Origin of the sequence: Trinickia symbiotica, assembly GCF_003028655.1 — a bacterium.
Taxonomy (GTDB): domain Bacteria; phylum Pseudomonadota; class Gammaproteobacteria; order Burkholderiales; family Burkholderiaceae; genus Trinickia; species Trinickia symbiotica_A.
The window spans coordinates 97,644-113,663 of sequence record NZ_PYUC01000008.1 but is presented as its reverse complement, the minus strand read 5'-3'; the positions used below and the strand labels follow the sequence as shown (position 1 = coordinate 113,663).

At 63.6% G+C, this 16,020-nt stretch carries 19 protein-coding genes; 10 read left to right on the top strand and 9 right to left on the bottom strand.

Annotated elements, in window-relative coordinates:
• Positions 1-45: 45 nt before the first annotated feature.
• The 3 genes from C9I57_RS17025 to C9I57_RS17015 all read right to left on the bottom strand — a co-directional run bounded on the left by C9I57_RS17025 (position 46) and on the right by C9I57_RS17015 (position 1,841).
• On the bottom strand, positions 46-522 hold the full coding sequence (locus tag C9I57_RS17025) for a GNAT family N-acetyltransferase (protein WP_107151830.1): 477 nt from the start codon (positions 520-522) through the stop codon (positions 46-48).
• Between the two features lie 7 nt (positions 523-529).
• Positions 530-931 (bottom strand): cupin domain-containing protein, encoded by a 402-nt coding sequence (locus C9I57_RS17020; protein ID WP_107151829.1) that lies wholly within the window; start codon positions 929-931, stop codon positions 530-532.
• Between the two features lie 82 nt (positions 932-1,013).
• Positions 1,014-1,841 (bottom strand): AraC family transcriptional regulator, encoded by an 828-nt coding sequence (locus C9I57_RS17015; RefSeq protein ID WP_107152057.1) that lies wholly within the window; start codon positions 1,839-1,841, stop codon positions 1,014-1,016.
• Positions 1,842-2,024: 183 nt separating this feature from the next.
• On the opposite strand from C9I57_RS17015, the gene C9I57_RS17010 reads away from it, so the two are divergent.
• From C9I57_RS17010 to C9I57_RS16985, 6 genes are all read left to right on the top strand, one after another.
• A complete protein-coding gene (locus C9I57_RS17010; protein ID WP_181321861.1) occupies positions 2,025-2,582 on the top strand; it encodes a hypothetical protein in 558 nt (185 codons plus the stop codon).
• 55 nt (positions 2,583-2,637) lie between these two features.
• Positions 2,638-2,928, top strand: a complete 291-nt coding sequence (locus C9I57_RS17005) for a hypothetical protein (RefSeq protein WP_107151828.1) — start codon at positions 2,638-2,640, stop codon at positions 2,926-2,928.
• A 60-nt stretch (positions 2,929-2,988) separates the two neighbouring features.
• Positions 2,989-3,909, top strand: coding sequence for a spermidine synthase (locus C9I57_RS17000; protein ID WP_107151827.1), 921 nt, complete (start codon positions 2,989-2,991; stop codon positions 3,907-3,909).
• A gap of 213 nt (positions 3,910-4,122) precedes the next feature.
• The gene (locus tag C9I57_RS16995) at positions 4,123-4,371 is read left to right on the top strand and encodes a DUF3311 domain-containing protein (RefSeq protein WP_107151826.1); all 249 of its coding nucleotides are present in this window, start codon (positions 4,123-4,125) and stop codon (positions 4,369-4,371) included.
• Positions 4,368-5,918 (top strand): monocarboxylate uptake permease MctP, encoded by a 1,551-nt coding sequence (mctP, locus tag C9I57_RS16990; protein ID WP_107151825.1) that lies wholly within the window; start codon positions 4,368-4,370, stop codon positions 5,916-5,918. Before C9I57_RS16995 ends, mctP begins: the two co-directional genes overlap by 4 nt.
• Before the next feature lie 108 nt (positions 5,919-6,026).
• Positions 6,027-7,136 carry an FUSC family protein gene (locus C9I57_RS16985; RefSeq protein WP_107151824.1) on the top strand — a complete coding sequence of 370 codons (1,110 nt, stop codon included), beginning with the start codon at positions 6,027-6,029 and terminating at the stop codon, positions 7,134-7,136.
• 60 nt (positions 7,137-7,196) lie between these two features.
• Here C9I57_RS16985 and tal read toward each other — a convergent pair whose 3' ends face one another.
• The 3 genes from tal to C9I57_RS16970 all read right to left on the bottom strand — a co-directional run bounded on the left by tal (position 7,197) and on the right by C9I57_RS16970 (position 10,511).
• Positions 7,197-8,150: a transaldolase gene (gene tal, locus C9I57_RS16980; RefSeq protein ID WP_107151823.1), complete on the bottom strand. Its 954-nt coding sequence runs from the start codon at positions 8,148-8,150 to the stop codon at positions 7,197-7,199.
• A gap of 226 nt (positions 8,151-8,376) precedes the next feature.
• Positions 8,377-9,552, bottom strand: a complete 1,176-nt coding sequence (locus tag C9I57_RS16975; protein ID WP_107151822.1) for a vWA domain-containing protein — start codon at positions 9,550-9,552, stop codon at positions 8,377-8,379.
• A gap of 116 nt (positions 9,553-9,668) precedes the next feature.
• Positions 9,669-10,511, bottom strand: coding sequence for an AAA family ATPase (locus C9I57_RS16970; protein ID WP_107151821.1), 843 nt, complete (start codon positions 10,509-10,511; stop codon positions 9,669-9,671).
• A gap of 289 nt (positions 10,512-10,800) precedes the next feature.
• Here C9I57_RS16970 and C9I57_RS16965 point away from each other — a divergent pair, with 289 nt between their 5' ends.
• Together C9I57_RS16965 and C9I57_RS16960 are read left to right on the top strand one after the other, a co-directional pair.
• On the top strand, positions 10,801-11,169 hold the full coding sequence (locus tag C9I57_RS16965) for a c-type cytochrome (RefSeq protein WP_107152055.1): 369 nt from the start codon (positions 10,801-10,803) through the stop codon (positions 11,167-11,169).
• 51 nt (positions 11,170-11,220) lie between these two features.
• Positions 11,221-11,604, top strand: coding sequence for a c-type cytochrome (locus C9I57_RS16960; protein ID WP_107151820.1), 384 nt, complete (start codon positions 11,221-11,223; stop codon positions 11,602-11,604).
• A 119-nt stretch (positions 11,605-11,723) separates the two neighbouring features.
• On the opposite strand, the gene C9I57_RS16955 is transcribed toward C9I57_RS16960, so the two are convergent.
• The gene (locus C9I57_RS16955) at positions 11,724-12,158 is read right to left on the bottom strand and encodes a DUF1841 family protein (protein WP_107151819.1); all 435 of its coding nucleotides are present in this window, start codon (positions 12,156-12,158) and stop codon (positions 11,724-11,726) included.
• Positions 12,159-12,437: 279 nt separating this feature from the next.
• Here C9I57_RS16955 and C9I57_RS16950 point away from each other — a divergent pair, with 279 nt between their 5' ends.
• A complete protein-coding gene (locus C9I57_RS16950; protein ID WP_107151818.1) occupies positions 12,438-13,370 on the top strand; it encodes a DMT family transporter in 933 nt (310 codons plus the stop codon).
• A gap of 29 nt (positions 13,371-13,399) precedes the next feature.
• Here the strand turns inward: C9I57_RS16950 and nth are convergent, their stop codons facing one another.
• The gene (gene nth, locus C9I57_RS16945; RefSeq protein ID WP_107151817.1) at positions 13,400-14,044 is read right to left on the bottom strand and encodes an endonuclease III; all 645 of its coding nucleotides are present in this window, start codon (positions 14,042-14,044) and stop codon (positions 13,400-13,402) included.
• 9 nt (positions 14,045-14,053) lie between these two features.
• Entirely contained in the window at positions 14,054-14,962 is a 909-nt protein-coding gene (gene rsxB / locus C9I57_RS16940) for an electron transport complex subunit RsxB (protein WP_258187705.1), read from the bottom strand.
• Positions 14,963-15,379: 417 nt separating this feature from the next.
• On the opposite strand from rsxB, the gene C9I57_RS16935 reads away from it, so the two are divergent.
• The gene (locus tag C9I57_RS16935; RefSeq protein ID WP_026230099.1) at positions 15,380-16,012 is read left to right on the top strand and encodes a TetR/AcrR family transcriptional regulator; all 633 of its coding nucleotides are present in this window, start codon (positions 15,380-15,382) and stop codon (positions 16,010-16,012) included.
• The last annotated feature ends 8 nt before the right edge of the window (positions 16,013-16,020 follow it).

The following is a 16,020-nucleotide window of genomic DNA, read 5'->3' as shown; positions in this document are numbered from 1 at the left end:
GCGTTGCCCCCAATGCCAACTCGACCCAAACATCAACTTTCACCGTCAGAGTTCGAGCGCGAGAAACCGGGTTCCTTCTACCGGATTCTCGTAAAAAGGCGTGATTTCGACGAAGCCCAACCGCTCGTAAATGCGCTGTGCGAAACGTGTTTGCGGAACCGAGTCGAGAACCAGCTTCGAGAAACCCAATGTCTTCGCTTTCCGAATCACCGACGTAACCAGCGTTTCGCCGAGAGAGAGCCCTCGGAATGCTTCGCGAACGTAGAGCCGCTTGAGTTCGGCGGTCTCGGCCGTGTGACGAAGCAGGCCCGCGCAACCGGCAACCTCGCCATCGGCGTCGGCAATGAAGAACATGCCGGATGGCAGCGTATAAATTCGCTCGAACGCGTTCATTTCGGCATCGAACCCCCGGTACGACAGATCCATATCCAGCCAGCGGACATACTCGTGGATCACGGCGACGAGGGCGCGCGTATCCGCGGGAAAAACGGCTTCCCGGACGATCGGCGTCAGCATTCGCATGGCGGTCTCACAGCCAGACGTCGTTTTCGGCCGTTCTTTCGTTGACCGTATCGCCGGTATTGACGACGCCCCGCGGTTCGATCAGCAGCATCTTCACCTCGGATTCGGCATACGGCTTATGCTCGACGCCCTTCGGAACCACCGCCATTTCGCCGGCACGCAGTTCGATCGAGCGATCTCGGAGGTCGATGCGCAACCGGCCTTCGAGGACGATGAACGTCTCATCGGTATCGGCATGCTTGTGCCAGATGAAGTCGCCGAGTATTTTCACGACCTTGAATTGATAGTCGTTCATTTCGGCAACGACGCGTGGCTGCCAGTGGCTGTCGATCTGACTGATCTTGTCGAGCAAATCGACGGTCTTCAGTTGGCCGCGTTGTGCCGGCGTGGGCTGGGAATCGGTGTGCATGTTGGCTCCGTTCGGGCAATACCAGTAACCGAGCTTATGCCGACTGTCGGCGAGTGTCTTGAACGATCGTGCAAGCTCTGCGCTAGCCGGCGCGGCGAGCGCGCATCATTGCAAGCCAACGTGCGGGAGGGAGTCCGTATGCGTCGCGAAAATGCCGCGTCATGTGGCTCTGGTCGGCAAAGCCGGCAGCGGCCGCCGTGTCCACGAGGGAAAGGCCACGCAGCATCATCGCGCGCGACGCGTCGAGCCGGCGCATGATCAGGTAGTGATAAGGACTGGTGCCGTAAAAGGTTCGGAAATCGCGCGACAGGCTCCAGCGGTCCTGTCCGCTGACCGCGGCAAGTTCATCTAGCGTGACGGCGCGGGTGCAAGAGGCGTCCAGATATTCCCGCGCCCGTTGCGCCGCCGCGAAATCCGCGGACTTACGCGTCGGTCGCGCGCCCGACGCGCAATTCAGCGCGAGCGCGAGACCGGCGAGCGCATCGTCTCGTTCGAGCGGCTCCGCTTTGCCGCGCAACTGGCGCAGCGCTGTCTTCGTCGCTTCGAACAGGCGAGGATCGTTCGTGACGCCGCCTTCGACGAACGGTAGGGGCTGGCCACCGAGGAATTGCTGGATCGCGGCGGGCTGTACGTAAATCATCTGATAACGAAATCCCTCACGCGTGCCAGCCTGACCGTCGTGCGCTTCATCCGGATGCAGGACCATCGTCTGACCCGGCAGACTGCTGCGCAAGCTGCGCCGATAATGAAAGCACTGGACGCCGGCGAGAGTCACACCAATGGCATAAGTATCGTGCCGATGCATCGAGTACGCGTTGCCATGGAAGAAGGCTTCGATGCGTTCTACTCCGCCGGTCGATTCCGAACGGGAGATCCAGTCGGATCGGGCATTCGTGGTATCGCCATCCATCGCACTCTCCGGGTCCGTTTGGTCGACCTGCGAGAACATCCGCATCGAATCATTGTATCGGCGGACGGGTGCAAAACGCCGAGATGGATCATCCGTTCGTCATAGGGGTGCATATGCTGCTTGCCGGACAGCTAAAATGGCGTGCTTCGTACCCAATGCCTCCCACGAAATCGCCGCCCTGCAATGACCGATAAGTCCGTTCTATCATCCGATCCCGCCACCGATCTGACTGCCGATTCCGCCGCTGAAAGCCATGTCTCGGAAACCCCTGAAACGCTGCACGAGGACGGTCTGTGGCGCGACGGCGGCTGGACCGCGCGCGTCATCAAGAACGAGGACGACGATGGGTGGGCCGTCGAAATGATCAAGGACGGTGAGCCTGAGCCCGCGCTTGTCGGTCCATGGACGATGGGGCGCAACAAGAAGGATCCGAAGCCGCTCGATGCTTCAGCGTTCAATACGCTCGTGAAGACGGCGTCAGAGGTATTGCGCCGACATGAGCAGCAGCTTCGCGCGCAGTTGCATAAGAGCCTGACGGTGCCGGCGGCAACAGGCGATGGCGAATTGGAAATCACGCTGGACATCGTTCCCGACGAGAACGAGCCTTATGCGCTGCTGACTGCCCTTGACGCCCTTGGGGAGCAGCTGGCTCAGGTGCAGGTGGCGGCGAACTTCAAGCTCAGCAAGGCGAGCGCCGCGAGCTGGGTGGAAAACGAGTTCCGCCGGCCGAGCGGATCGTGAATGATTTGACTGACTCGATGCAGACTTCCCGATTAGGACGACGGAGCTTTACGGCATGGCAATGAAGAAAACCGACCTTGAAAAAAACAAGGCGCTGAAACTAACCCACTCGATGAAGCAGACCCGCTCCGAACGTTTCGGCAAGGGAGCGGCCGACGCGCCGCTCGGCCGGCGTGAGCAGCGAAAACTAGATCAGGAAAAAGGGCTCGTGCCATTTGCCTGCAAGCTCGATGGCGAGTTGGTGCGCATGCTCAAGGAGCGGGCCGCCACTCACCCGGAGGGCATGACAGGCTTGCTCGACGAGTTGTTGCGGCAAGGTCTGGCGGCGACGAGCGGCGGCGCCTGAGCGAGGCTGCTATTCTCTCGTCCGTTCCAACGAGGCGCGACGCAGCGCCACCACGATCCCATGACGAACCTCATCAAGCGTGCTTCGGCTGAAGCGCGCGCGTTCCGCCGCAGCGGCAAGACCCGGATTCACGACGACACCGCCTCGACGCGAAAGCTCAAACGCGCGAACGGCAAACCGGCGCTCGATGTCGATGCCGGTCCTCGTATCGACATACCACGCAAGCCCCGCTTCGCTCCCGTGACATTCTCGGAAGAGGGTGGCGTCCGCTATCTGCATTTCGGTACCGAATGGGTGCAAGGGGCGATGCGGCTCCGGAAGCCCGACCATATCGAGCTCGAGTATGCGCAGCAGATGATGGCATGGCTGCTCTTTCTCGAGACGCCGAAGCGCATCGTGCAACTGGGCCTCGGAGCGGCGGCGCTGACGAAGTTCGCCCATCGCTTCCTGCCGCGTGCCCGCGTGGACGCGGTCGAGCTGAACCCGGCCGTCGTCGTGGCGGCGCGGACCATGTTCGCATTGCCGCCTGACGATGCCCGATTGAGCGTCCACGAAGCCGATGCCTGGGATTTCGTCAACGATCGCGCCAATCACGGCACCATCGGCGCGCTGCAAATCGACCTCTACGACGCCACGGCCCGTGGACCGGTGCTCGATAGCGTCGCTTTCTATCGCGCCGCGCGCGCATGTCTGACCGAAGCGGGCGTCGCGACGATCAACCTCTTCGGCGATCACCCGAGCTTCGTGCGCAACATGAAGCATCTGAAGACAGCCTTCGAAGGCCGCGTGATCGCGCTGCCCGAGGTCCACGAGGGCAACCGCATCGCGCTCGCGTTCTCGGGACCGGCGCTTTGCGTACCATTCGCCGCGCTCGAGACTCGCGCGAAGCTGATCGAAGAGAAACTCGGCCTGCCGGCGCGCAAGTGGGTCAAGGGACTCGTCGCCTCGCTCGGCAAAAAACCGGACTTTTTCGAGATCTAAATCCGGCGCAGACCGGAAGCGCCGCATGCCGACACCCTTTCGGCTGCCCCGAGCCGGGCCGGACGCCCCGGGTCCGCCCTGCTTGACCGTCGGTGTGGCACTCCTATACTCTTGCCAGACTTTTGAGAGGCCGGAAGGCTGCTGTAAGCAGGTCCGGCCCGACATGGGTCGATACGGGTAGCAGGTTCGATAACGAGTAAAAGAGGAGACGTCATGGCTCATCACGCCGACGCTCAACGAGCCGCCAAACGCTGGCTCTGGCTGCTGGTTCTTCCCTGGATCGCGATGATCTGGGTACCGTCCTACAACAGCATGGACCCGCAGCTGTGGGGATTTCCGTTCTTCTACTGGTACCAGCTGTTCTGGGTGCTCGTGAGTGCGGTCATCACCGGCTTCGTCTACTTCAGGACCAAGCCGCGTTCCAGCGGCCCGGCCTCCCAAGGCAAAGGGGGCGCGCAATGAACGCGACCGCTACTGGCGTCTTCGTCTTCTTTTTTCTTGCCATCACGGTTCTCGGCTTCGTCGCCGCGCACTGGCGGCGCGGCGACCTGGCCCATCTCGAGGAGTGGGGGCTCGGCGGCCGGCGCTTCGGCACGATCGTTACCTGGTTCCTCGTTGGCGGGGATCTTTATACGGCCTATACGTTCGTTGCCGTGCCGGCGCTCGTCTTCGGCGCCGGGGCAATGGGCTTTTTCGCCGTGCCGTATACGATTCTGATCTATCCGTTCGGCTTCCTCGTGCTGCCGAAGCTCTGGAGCGTGGCGAAGCGCCATGGCTACGTGACGGCCGCCGACTTCGTCAGTGCGCGCCACGGCAGCCGCATGCTTGCGTTGGCCATCGCGGTCACGGGCATCATCGCGACGATGCCCTACATCGCACTGCAGCTCGTCGGCATCGAGGTTGTCATCGGCGCGCTCGGATTCGATACGTCGGGCTTTGCCGGCGACCTTCCGCTCATCATCGCGTTTGCGATTCTCGCCGCCTACACCTATACGTCGGGGCTGCGTGCGCCGGCCATGATCGCCATCGTGAAGGATCTTCTCATCTACATCACGATCATTGCGGCAATCATCGTCGTGCCGGTGCAACTGGGCGGCTTCAGCCATATCTTCGCCTCCGTGCCGCCGGCCAAGGTCCTGCTGAAGGCGCCCGACGCGGCGAGCATGAACGGGTTCTCCGCTTACGCCACGCTGGCGGTGGGTTCGGCCTTCGCGCTCTTCCTTTATCCCCACTCGGTCACGGCGGTCCTGTCGTCGTCATCCGGCAACGCCTTGCGCCGCAACATGGCGATGCTGCCCGCGTACTCGCTCGTGCTGGGCCTGCTCGCGCTGTTGGGCTTCATGGCGCTGGCCTCGGGCGTGCAGAACATGCCGGAATTCCAGCCGTACTTCAAGGCGTTCGGCCCCAACTTCGCCGTGCCCGCGCTGTTCCTTCACTTCTTCCCGTCGTGGTTCGTCGGCCTGGCATTCGCGGCGATCGGCATCGGCGCGCTCGTGCCGGCCGCGATCATGTCGATCGCCGCGTCCAATCTCTACACGCGCAACATCCATCGCGAGTTCGTCAATCGCAACATGTCGCACGAGCAGGAGACGCATGTCGCGAAGCTCGTCTCGCTCGTCGTGAAGGTGGGGGCGCTCGTCTTCATCATCGGCTTGCCGCTCAAGTTCGCGATTCAGCTCCAGCTGCTCGGCGGCATCTGGATCATTCAGACGCTGCCCGCGATCGTGCTGGGACTCTATACGCGCAAGCTCGACTACCGGGGGCTCCTCGCCGGTTGGGCCGTCGGCATTGTCTCGGGAACATGGATGGCGGCCACACTCAAGCTGACGAGCTCGATCTACACGATCCATCTCGGCAGTGTCGCGATTCCGGGCTACGCGGCGCTCTGGTCGCTGATCCTGAACCTCATCGTGGCGGTGGTCGTGAGCGTCGTCGTGCGGGTTGCCGGCATGGCGGCCAGCGAGGATCGCACGCGGCCGGAAGACTATCTCGACGTACTCGAGAGCTAAAGAAACATCGCGTCCCCGAGCGCCGCCGCAGCAGCGAGGTGGCGGCGTGCTCCGGGGACTGCCCGCATCGCTCGACGACGGACCGGCTTTCGTCGACAATGAGCGGCCATGGCCGCTCTTCTCAGTCCCCAAATCCTCGTCGCCCGTGCGGCGCGTGCGATCAATTCGCCGTACTACCGCTACCGGTACGCGAAGGTGTTGCACGCGGTGCGCGTCGGCTTGGCGATGCTCGTGTCGATCCTGTTGACGACAGGCATCGACGTGCCGAACGGCATCTGGGCGTCCGTGACGGTCCTCGTCGTCATCGGCGGGCTCCAGCATCAAGGCAATATTCGCAAGCGGGCCGCCGAGCGCGCACTGGGGACGGCGCTCGGGGCGGTCGTCGGTCTCGCCATGCTGATCCAGCTGGATCTCGTCGGATCAACGACGCTCACCTATGTGCTGATGTCGATAGCCGCCGGCATTTGCGGGTATTTCGCGATCGGGCGGCCTGGCTATATCGCGCTGTTGACGGCGATCACCATGCTCATCGTCGCCGGACATGGCGACAATTCGATCGCCACGGGCCTCTGGCGCGTGTTGAACGTACTTGTCGGCATTGCGGTTGCGCTCGTTTTTTCGTTTGCCCTGCCGCTTTATGCGACGTACTCGTGGCGCTACCTGCTCGCGCGCAATCTGCGCGAATGCGCTCGGATCTATTCCCGCATCGCCACCGGCGCGGCGATCGACTCGGGCGAGCAGCTGACCGCGTTCGCGGGGCTCGGCGAGCGGCTCGTCAAGCTGCGCTCGCTGATGCCATCGGTAGCGAAAGAGATCGATACGCCCATCAAGCAGCTCGAGGCCGTGCAGCGGCTCCACCGATCGATGCTGAGCGCGCTCGAGATGCTTTCGACAGCGGCGCTTGCCGAGCCGGAGCGCGCAGCGTCGGCGATCGGCTCAGGCAAGCGTGACCCGCAGGTCTACGCGGTGCGCGCGACGCTGCTCGCGATGGCTCGTGCACTGCGCTTCGGCTCCGAGTCGCAAGCGCGATTGCAAACGACGGGCAGTTGGCCTGCCGGTGCGGCGACCATCGTTCTTGGCGACGCGGAAGGCCTCAAAGGGCAGGAGTGGATCGCCCAAGGTTTCGCCGAGCAGGTCGATCGCCTGCGCGACTTGCTCGCGGAAAGCGAAATTCAGTGGAACATCGAGCGACGCTCCGCGCTCGCGCGGCTGCATTGACAGCCGCGCATCGCACTCAAGCTGACTTTGCCGATGGGCCGCGCTCACCAGCGTGCCGCATCAACGCAGTGCTTCGATCAGTTTTTCGAGCTTGACCGCATCGGCCGCGAATGTGCGAATGCCCTCGGCGAGCTTTTCGGTTGCCATCGCATCGTCGTTGAGCTGATAGCGGAATGCAGGCTCATCGATGGCGATCCGTTCGACAGTCTCGTTCGCGAGCGCCTCGGCCGAGAGCTTGCGTTCGACGGGCTGGTCGCTCTCGTAGAGTTTTTGCAGAAGATCGGGGCTGATCGTCAGCAGGTCGCAGCCGGCGAGCTCGACAATCTGATTCGTCGTGCGAAAGCTTGCGCCCATGACTTCCGTCTTGTAGCCGAACTTCTTGTAGTAGGCGTAGATGCGCCGCACCGACTGCACACCGGGATCGTTGGCACCGCCCATTTTCGCTTCATCCCACTCGCTGCCGGCCTGCTTCTTGTACCAATCGTAGATGCGGCCGACGAACGGGGAGATCAGCTTCGCGCCCGCTTCCGCGCAAGCGGCTGCCTGCACCGGCGAGAAGAGCAGGGTCATGTTGCAGTTGACGCCTTCTTCTTGCAGGACTTCGGCGGCGCGCACGCCCTCCCACGTCGATGCGAGCTTGATCAGCACGCGCTCGCGGCCGATGCCGGCCGCCTCGTAGAGCTTGATGAGCTCATGGGCCTTGTCGATGGAGCCCTTCGCGTCGAACGACAGGCGCGCGTCCACTTCCGTCGAGACGCGTCCCGGAATGATCTTCAGAATCTCGCAGCCGAACGCAACGAGCAGCTCGTCGATGATCGCGCGGGCCGGCTTGTCGGCATGGTCGCGCACGGTTTTCTCCAGCAGCGGCTTGTAGGCATCCTTTTGCACCGCCTTCAGGATCAGCGAGGGGTTCGTCGTGGCGTCGCGCGGCTTGTACTGGGCAAGCTGCTGGAAGTCGCCGGTGTCCGCGACGACGATCGTGAATTGCTTCAGTTGGTCAAGAGCATTAGTCATGGCAGATATCGGGCGCTGGCGCCCTGACGAAAAAACGTAACGGGTTGACGGGACGCTCGAATTCGGAGCGATAGCCTTGGAGCAACAGCCGTGCGGCGATTCGGGCCGCATACGGCAGCCAACATCCCCTATTTTATTCCCCGGCGAGCGCGAGGCGGTTTGCCTTCTGCAATGAGCCGCCGTGCGCGCACTCCAATTCGCCGACGAGAGCGAGCTGCGGCCCTTTTTATTTGCTTAGTGTGCGCATCGCAGCTTCGAGTCCGGCGAGCGTGAGCGGATACATGCGATCGCCGAGCAGCTGGCGAATGATCGCGATGGATTGCCGGTATTCCCAGAGCCCCTGCGGCTCGGGATTGAGCCATACGTGATGCGGGAACTGATCGGCGAGGCGGCGCAGCCAGACGGCGCCCGCTTCTGGGTTGTTGTACTCGACGGATCCGCCCGGCTGCAGCACTTCGTAGGGGCTCATCGTGGCGTCGCCGACATAGATCAGCTTGTAATCGGACGTGAACCGGTGCAGGACATCCCAGGTGGCGATCCGTTCGACGTGACGGCGGCGATTGTTCTTCCAGAGGTGATCGTAGACGCAGTTGTGGAAGTAGTAGAACTCGAGATGCTTGAATTCGGCTTTCGCCGCCGAGAACAGCTCCTCGGTTCGCTTGATGTGATCATCCATCGACCCGCCCACATCGAGCAGCATCAGCACTTTCACCGTGTTGTGGCGTTCAGGCACCATCTTGAGGTCGAGCCAGCCTGCGTTGGCCGCCGTGCTGCGAATCGTGTCGGGCAGGTCCAGTTCTTCGGCCGCTCCTTCGCGCGCGAAGCGGCGCAGGCGCCTCAGCGCGACCTTGATGTTGCGCGTGCCGATCTCGACCTGATCGTCGTAATCGCGATAACCGCGCGCTTCCCATACTTTGACCGCCGTGCGGTTGCCGGCCGATTCGCCGCCGATGCGCACGCCTTCGGGGTTGTAGCCGCCGTGACCGAATGGCGACGTGCCGCCGGTGCCGATCCATTTGTTGCCGCCCTCGTGGCGCGCCTTCTGTTCATCGAAGAGCTGCTTCAGACGCTCCATCAGCTTGTCGAGGCCGCCCATCGCCTCGACTTGCGCTTTCTCCTCGGCCGTGAACTCGCGTTCGAGGCGCTTCTTGAGCCACTCGGGCGGTATGTCGAAGGCGGCCTCCGTCAGCGCCGCGGCGCCGTGAAAGTAAGCGGCGAACGCCTGATCGAACTTGTCGAAGTAGCGTTCGTCCTTCACGAGCGTCAGGCGAGCGAGGTAGTAGAACTCGTCGAGCGACGGCGCGATCACGCGCTCGCGAAGCGCCTCGATCAGCGTCAGGTACTCTTTCACGGAAACAGGCAGCCGCGCTTCTCGAAGCGTATAGAAAAAGTCGATCAGCATGCCGCCCGTCCTCCTTTGTCCCGCTCGCCGTGCTCATTGCGCTGGCGGCTTTTGCTCGTCCGTGCGCGTGTCCGTGACCTTGCGCGCTCTTCGTCGAGCGCCTCCGCAACCGCGGTCTACCGGTTGTGACGATTCATGAAGACGAGCCGCTCGAAGAGACTCATGTCCTGCTCGTTTTTCAGCAACGCGCCCGCGAGCGGCGGAACGATCTGCTTGTGATCCGGCGAGCGCAGCGCTTCGGGCGGGATCTCTTCGGCGAGCAGAAGCTTGAGCCAGTCGAGCAATTCCGACGTCGAGGGCTTCTTTTTCAGGCCCGATACGTTGCGCAGCTCGAAGAAGCTTTCGAGCGCCGCGCGCAGCAGATCCGCCCGGATGCCGGGGTAGTGCACATCGACGATTTGCTGCATCGTCGCGGGATCGGGAAACTTGATGTAGTGGAAGAAGCACCGGCGCAGGAACGCGTCGGGCAGTTCCTTTTCGTTGTTCGACGTGATGACGACGAGCGGGCGATGTTTCGCGCGCACGATCTCGCGCGTTTCATAGACGTGAAACTCCATGCGGTCGAGCTCGCGCAGCAGATCGTTCGGAAACTCGATGTCGGCCTTGTCGATTTCGTCGATGAGCAGCACGGCAGGCGTTTCCGATTCGAACGCCTGCCAGAGCACGCCTTTCACGATGTAGTTGGCGATGTTCTTCACGCGCTCGTCGCCGAGCTGTGAATCGCGCAGGCGCGAAACGGCGTCGTATTCGTAAAGGCCCTGTTGCGCTTTCGTCGTCGACTTGATGTGCCACTGAAAGAGCGGCATGCCGAGCGAGGCGGCCACTTCCTCGGCGAGCATCGTTTTGCCCGTGCCGGGCTCGCCCTTGATCAGCAGTGGACGCTTGAGCGTCATGGCGGCATTGACGGCGAGCTTGAGATCGTCGGTGGCGACGTAGTGCGACGAGCCTTCGAAACGCATGGGTACGCTCTCTCGGGAAATTCCGGTCAGTATAGGGCAGAAGCCGGTTCGATCTGCGGCATGATGTCGCAGGCCGTCCGCCGGCCCGCCTTGCGGGGGGCGTCGGCCGGGGGCGAGGGGCGGTGCGGGCCTTGTGGACGTGCGGCTGAGCGTCGCGGTACAATTGCCGCGCTTTTTTGGCCTCTATTGGGGCAATTTCGACAATGAATGGCGGCGTGGCGATGATCCGCGCCGTGGCCCGCCGCGGTCAAGCGGGCGCTCGTTTCCCCTCAGCCAGGTTGAACAGAATATGACTTCTATCGTCGGCAAACATGTCGTGACCGCGACGCTTGCGGTGCTTGCGGGGTTTGCGCTGACTGCCCACGCTGCCGATGTCGTCGGCAACGCGAAGGCGGGGCGCGACAAGGTCGCGATGTGCATTGGGTGTCACGGCATTTCCGACTACCGCACGGCCTATCCCGAGGTGTACGACGTGCCAAAGCTCGGCGGGCAGAACGAGAAGTACCTCGAGAACGCGTTGCAGGGCTACAAGAAGGGCGACCGCCACTTCCAGACGATGCATGCGATCGCGTCGTCGCTGACGGACCAGGACATCGCCGACATCGCGGCTTACTACGCGGCACAGACGCCTGCGTCGCCGAACAATCCCGAAAAGTGACCCCTGTGCGGGACGCTTTCAGCCTTCCAACTTCGCGGGATAGGAGAATTCATGAACAAGCCTGACCAGGCCCTTCGGACGGTCATCAAGGCTGCCGGGGCAGCCATCGCCATCGGCGCTCTCGTGGCTTCGAATCTGGCTCTCGCCGCCGACGCGTCGAACGGCAAGACGCTCGTCGACAGCCACAACTGCGCGGCCTGCCACGGCGCGGGCCTCAATAAGCCGGTGAGCCCTGAATACCCGAAGCTCGCCGGGCAGCATGCGTCGTACGTCTATTGGGCGCTGCGTCAGTACCAGATGGGCAACGGCAACCCGAATTTCGGCCGCAACAATCCGATCATGCAGGCGCAGGTGCAGTCGCTCTCGCAAAGCGATATGAAGGACATCGCGGCGTATGTGGATTCGCTGTCAGGGGATTTGGTGCAGAAGAAGTAAGCGGCACGCGCGTTGCCGCGCGCACGACGCACCTGATCTGATAAACGCCCCGTTCGCGCGGGGCGTTTGCTTTGGGTCGATCTTTCGGCTATGAATCGGCCCGGCTGTCGCTCTCTCTTTCAATCCCGCGACGCCCGCCGCTCGATGCGGGCCAGATACGCGTCGGTGTCCGGCGGCATGTTGCTACGCTGCGCTTCCCAGATCGTCTCGCCGAGGCATTCCATGATGGCGTGCTGCGCCTCGTGCGTGGACCCTAGACGGGCGACGAGCCGCTCGTGCGCCGCCCGGATGCCGGGCGGCTGATCGATCGAAAGCTGCTCGCTGATCGCGAGGTGCATCGACAAGTGCAGGAACGGATTCGTCCTTCCCGCTTCCGGCGCGTACTCCGCCGCCGACGCCGCTGCCTCGTCGGACAGTTCGGCGTGGTACTCGGGATGCTCGACGATCCAGTCCGCCGCTATGGCCTCGAGCGGCGTGAGAATCTCGCCCGCGCGTTGCTTGCGCCAGGTCTCGGTAAAAAAGCGTCTGACTTCTTCGCGGCTCGGATTGAACATCTTTGAGGGGGCTTCGCTTCAAATGTGCGCGGCTGCGCGGCGTTCATGAACGGCGATTGCTGCGCCAAGTCCGCGTGCGCGCCGGGGGCGACGTAGGTGAATCCGCCATTTTACGCCCGTGCGCGATCGCACCGGGCAGACCCTTCGGATGTCCTGGATCATTCATGCCGCTTCACTCGAACGGCTAGAATCGCTCGATCGCTTTCTCCATCTATCGCATGCGACCCCGCTGCGCCCGCGTCGTCGTCGGCCGGGGCCGGTATCGTCAGCTTTCAACAAATGACCGACCTTTCCGCTTCTTCCCGCACCGAGACACTCTTCGGCGCGTTGCTCGTCGCCGTCTCGGCCAGCGCGTTCGGCGCGATGCCGATTTTCGGTCGATACGCCTATGCCGGCGGCACCGACGTGCTCGGTCTGCTCACGTTACGCTTCGGCATAGGCGGCATCGTCCTCGCGCTCGTGGCAAAACAGCGCGGTATAGTCTGGCCGCGCGGCCGCGCGCTCGCTTTCATTGCCGCGATGGGCGCATTCGGGTACTTCGGTCAATCGCTTTGCTATTTCATCGCGCTGCAGCACGCGCAGGCCAGCCTCGTCGCGCTGCTGCTCTACCTGTACCCGGCGTTCGTCACGCTGCTCGCGGCAATGTGGCTCGATGAGCGCCTCACACGCGTGAAGTGTGCGGCGCTCGTCCTTTGTCTCGCGGGCTCTGCGCTGATGGTCGGCGGCGGGCACGGTGAGCCGCTCGGCATCGCGCTCGGGTTCGCGGCGGCCATCGTCTATTCGCTCTACATCGTCATCGGCGCGCGCGTCACGCGCGGCGTCGATCCGCTCGCCACCACGGCCGTCGTCTGCCTCGCGGCCGCGGCGATGTTCGGCATGCTCTCGATCGCCCGCGCGGCCGCCGGCATGCCGCCGCACTGGCCCGGCACGTCCGCCGCCTGGGCCGCCGTCATCGGCATCGCGCTCCTCTCGACCGTGGCGGCGATGCTCGCCTTCTTCGGCGGCCTTGCCCGCTTGGGCGCGGCGCGCACATCGATGCTGTCGACGCTCGAGCCCGTCGTCACCGTGACGCTCGCCTCGCTGCTGCTCGGTGAAACGCTGGGATGGCTGCAGTGGATGGGGGGCGCTTCGGTTCTCGGCGCCGTGCTCTGGCTGGTCCGCTCGGGAGGCGGGGCGCGCGACGAGGCCGTTTCGCTCGAGGCGAATCAGTAGCGGGAGCCGCGGCTTGCGCGGTCCGCCGCTCAAAGCTCGGGCGGCGGCGTCTTCGGCTTGTACTCGCAAAGCGGCTCGATCACGCAGTGCCAGCATTCGGGCCGCCGAGCCTTGCAGACATAGCGCCCGTGCAGGATCAGCCAGTGGTGGGCGTCGTGCCGGAACTCGGGTGGCGTGAATTTCTCGAGTGCGGCCTCCACGGCACGCACGTCCTTTCCCGGAGCAAGGCCGGTTCGATTCGCGACGCGAAAGATATGCGTGTCGACGGCGATCGTCGGCTGACCGAATGCCGTATTGAGCACGACGTTTGCCGTTTTGCGGCCGACGCCGGGCAGATTCTCGAGCGCTTCGCGCTCCGCGGGCACTTCGCCGCCGTGCTGCTCGAGCAGAATCCGGCACGTCGCGATAACGTTCTTCGCCTTCGTGCGGTAAAGGCCGATCGTCTTGATGTAATCGGCGACCCCTTCCTCGCCGAGCTCCAACATCTTTTGCGGCGTGTTTGCGACCGCGTACATCCTGCGCGTCGCCTTATTGACCGAAACGTCGGTTGCCTGCGCCGAGAGCATCACCGCGATCAGCAGCTCGAACGGAGTCGTGTATTCGAGCTCGGTTGTCGGATGCGGGTTGAGGCTTTGCAGCGCCTCGTAGATGGCACGGCGTTTGGTGGCGTTCATGCGCGGCGGCTAACGGGGTTTGTCGTGGGTTGTCGAATCACGGGTGTCGGATCGCGAGTTGTTGTCGGCTGCATCATCACCGTCCGAAGCCGCAGGCTCGCCGCCAAGGCCGAGCCGGCGACGACGGGCCTCAGCGGCGTCGATCTGGGCTTGCACCGCCGGCGAAACACCGGTGACGTTCTTCGGCGCCATACCTTGAGCGGCCAGCTCGGCCTTCTTCTGGCGTGCGCGCTCGAGCGCGGCCTCGATGATGGCGCGCTTTTTCGCCTCGGCATCGTCGACGGTGGTCGGCGTGTCCGCTTCCTGCGCCGCGGGACCGGGTACCGATGCTGCCCGGCGCGCCGCCGCGCGCTCTTCCGCCGCTTCCCGCTCGCGAGCGAGACGAGCCAGTCGCCGGTCGTGCCGGACGCGCGCGGCGGTCGCTTGAGTGTCGCTCCACGCCTGCCATCCGGTTGCCTCGCCCGTTGCCGGGATCATTGCGATGCAATCGACGGGGCAGGGGGCGACGCAGAGGTCGCAGCCCGTGCAAAGCTCGGCGACGACGGTATGCATGAGCTTCGGCGCGCCCACGATGGCATCGACCGGGCACGCCTGCATGCAGAGCGTGCAGCCGATGCAAAGCGATTCGTCGATGAAGGCGAGTGGGCGCGGGCGCTCCGCGCCGTTGGCGGGGTTGAGCGCAATCACGGGCTTGCCGAGCAGCGTGGCGAGCCGCGCAATGCCTTCCGCGCCGCCGGGCGGACACTGGTTGTAGCCGGCGGCACCGCCCGCGACGGCTTCGGCGTATGGACGACAGCCGTCGTAGCCGCACTTCGTGCACTGGGTCTGAGGTAGCAGATCTTCGATGCGATCCGCGAGGGTCTTTCTATCGGTCACGTTCGGAAACGTCATGACGCAGCCCGTGGCGCTTGCCGCCAGCCAAGCGGCGGCGAAGCTCGGGGTGGTCGGCCCTGCTCGGCGGCGAGCCGCTTTCGCACACTTGTCCGTCCTAGCGGGCCGAAGGTGAGCGACACGCGGGCAAAGTGCGCATTATCGCCGATTTCCCGGGTTGCCATCGGCAAGCCATGTGCCATAATCGAAGCGCTTTTCGCATGACCGCTTAAAAGGCACGGGGGTATCTCCGACGAGTAATGGTAAATGGCGCGTCCAGCGCACGCACCGGCGTACGGGTCCAAGGAGGGGCCGGCGGCGTGATGCGGACGACACGGCTATCGAGAAAACGCCGGGCCGCCCCAGTATTCCGTCCCGCACGGAAATCCCCTTTGGGGGATGACCCTTCGGGGGACTTGGCGTTCAGCGCCAGGTCTGGGGGCCCTCAATATGCAAAAGGCCACCATGAATCAGCTGAAAATCAAAAGAGATCCCGAAGGCACCCGGCGGCGCATTCTGCTCGCGGCGGCCGAAGAGTTCGCGAATGGTGGCTTGTTCGGGGCCCGCGTCGATCAGATCGCGCGTCGCGCGGAAACGAACGAGCGGATGCTCTACTACTACTTCGGCAGCAAGGAGCAGCTCTTCACGGCGGTGCTCGAGCATGCTTTCGGCGCGCTCACGGAGGCCGAACGGGCGCTCGATCTGTCGGGGCTCGCGCCTGTGGAGGCGATCACGCGGCTCGCCCATTTCGTCTGGGACTACTATCGTGACCATCCCGATCTGCTGCGGCTCGTGAACAACGAGAACTTGCACGAAGCGCGCTACATGCAGAAATCGACGCATATTCGCGAGATGATCTCGCCGATCGTCGCCACGCTTTCGTCGATTCTCGAGCGCGGCCAACGGGCTGGCCTGTTCCGCACGAACGTGGATCCGTTGCGTTTTTATGTGGCGCTTTCGGGGCTCGGCTATTACATCGTTTCGAACCGCTTCACGTTGCAAGCCACGCTTGGGCGCGACTTCAGCACGCCCGCCGAGCGCGCCGAAATGATCCGCATGAACACGGAGCTGCTGCTCGCCTATCTGATGCGGCGCTGACCTACGCT

Bases quoted from the DNA above. Each gene is read 5' to 3' on its own strand.
- C9I57_RS17025 (WP_107151830.1), bottom strand. From the start codon at position 522: ATGCGAATGCTGACGCCGATCGTCCGGGAAGCCGTTTTTCCCGCGGAT.
- C9I57_RS17020 (WP_107151829.1), bottom strand. From the start codon at position 931: ATGCACACCGATTCCCAGCCCACGCCGGCACAACGCGGCCAACTGAAG.
- C9I57_RS17015 (WP_107152057.1), bottom strand. From the start codon at position 1,841: ATGGATGGCGATACCACGAATGCCCGATCCGACTGGATCTCCCGTTCG.
- C9I57_RS17010 (WP_181321861.1), top strand. From the start codon at position 2,025: ATGACCGATAAGTCCGTTCTATCATCCGATCCCGCCACCGATCTGACT.
- C9I57_RS17005 (WP_107151828.1), top strand. From the start codon at position 2,638: ATGGCAATGAAGAAAACCGACCTTGAAAAAAACAAGGCGCTGAAACTA.
- C9I57_RS17000 (WP_107151827.1), top strand. From the start codon at position 2,989: ATGACGAACCTCATCAAGCGTGCTTCGGCTGAAGCGCGCGCGTTCCGC.
- C9I57_RS16995 (WP_107151826.1), top strand. From the start codon at position 4,123: ATGGCTCATCACGCCGACGCTCAACGAGCCGCCAAACGCTGGCTCTGG.
- mctP (WP_107151825.1), top strand. From the start codon at position 4,368: ATGAACGCGACCGCTACTGGCGTCTTCGTCTTCTTTTTTCTTGCCATC.
- C9I57_RS16985 (WP_107151824.1), top strand. From the start codon at position 6,027: ATGGCCGCTCTTCTCAGTCCCCAAATCCTCGTCGCCCGTGCGGCGCGT.
- tal (WP_107151823.1), bottom strand. From the start codon at position 8,150: ATGACTAATGCTCTTGACCAACTGAAGCAATTCACGATCGTCGTCGCG.
- C9I57_RS16975 (WP_107151822.1), bottom strand. From the start codon at position 9,552: ATGCTGATCGACTTTTTCTATACGCTTCGAGAAGCGCGGCTGCCTGTT.
- C9I57_RS16970 (WP_107151821.1), bottom strand. From the start codon at position 10,511: ATGCGTTTCGAAGGCTCGTCGCACTACGTCGCCACCGACGATCTCAAG.
- C9I57_RS16965 (WP_107152055.1), top strand. From the start codon at position 10,801: ATGACTTCTATCGTCGGCAAACATGTCGTGACCGCGACGCTTGCGGTG.
- C9I57_RS16960 (WP_107151820.1), top strand. From the start codon at position 11,221: ATGAACAAGCCTGACCAGGCCCTTCGGACGGTCATCAAGGCTGCCGGG.
- C9I57_RS16955 (WP_107151819.1), bottom strand. From the start codon at position 12,158: ATGTTCAATCCGAGCCGCGAAGAAGTCAGACGCTTTTTTACCGAGACC.
- C9I57_RS16950 (WP_107151818.1), top strand. From the start codon at position 12,438: ATGACCGACCTTTCCGCTTCTTCCCGCACCGAGACACTCTTCGGCGCG.
- nth (WP_107151817.1), bottom strand. From the start codon at position 14,044: ATGAACGCCACCAAACGCCGTGCCATCTACGAGGCGCTGCAAAGCCTC.
- C9I57_RS16935 (WP_026230099.1), top strand. From the start codon at position 15,380: ATGAATCAGCTGAAAATCAAAAGAGATCCCGAAGGCACCCGGCGGCGC.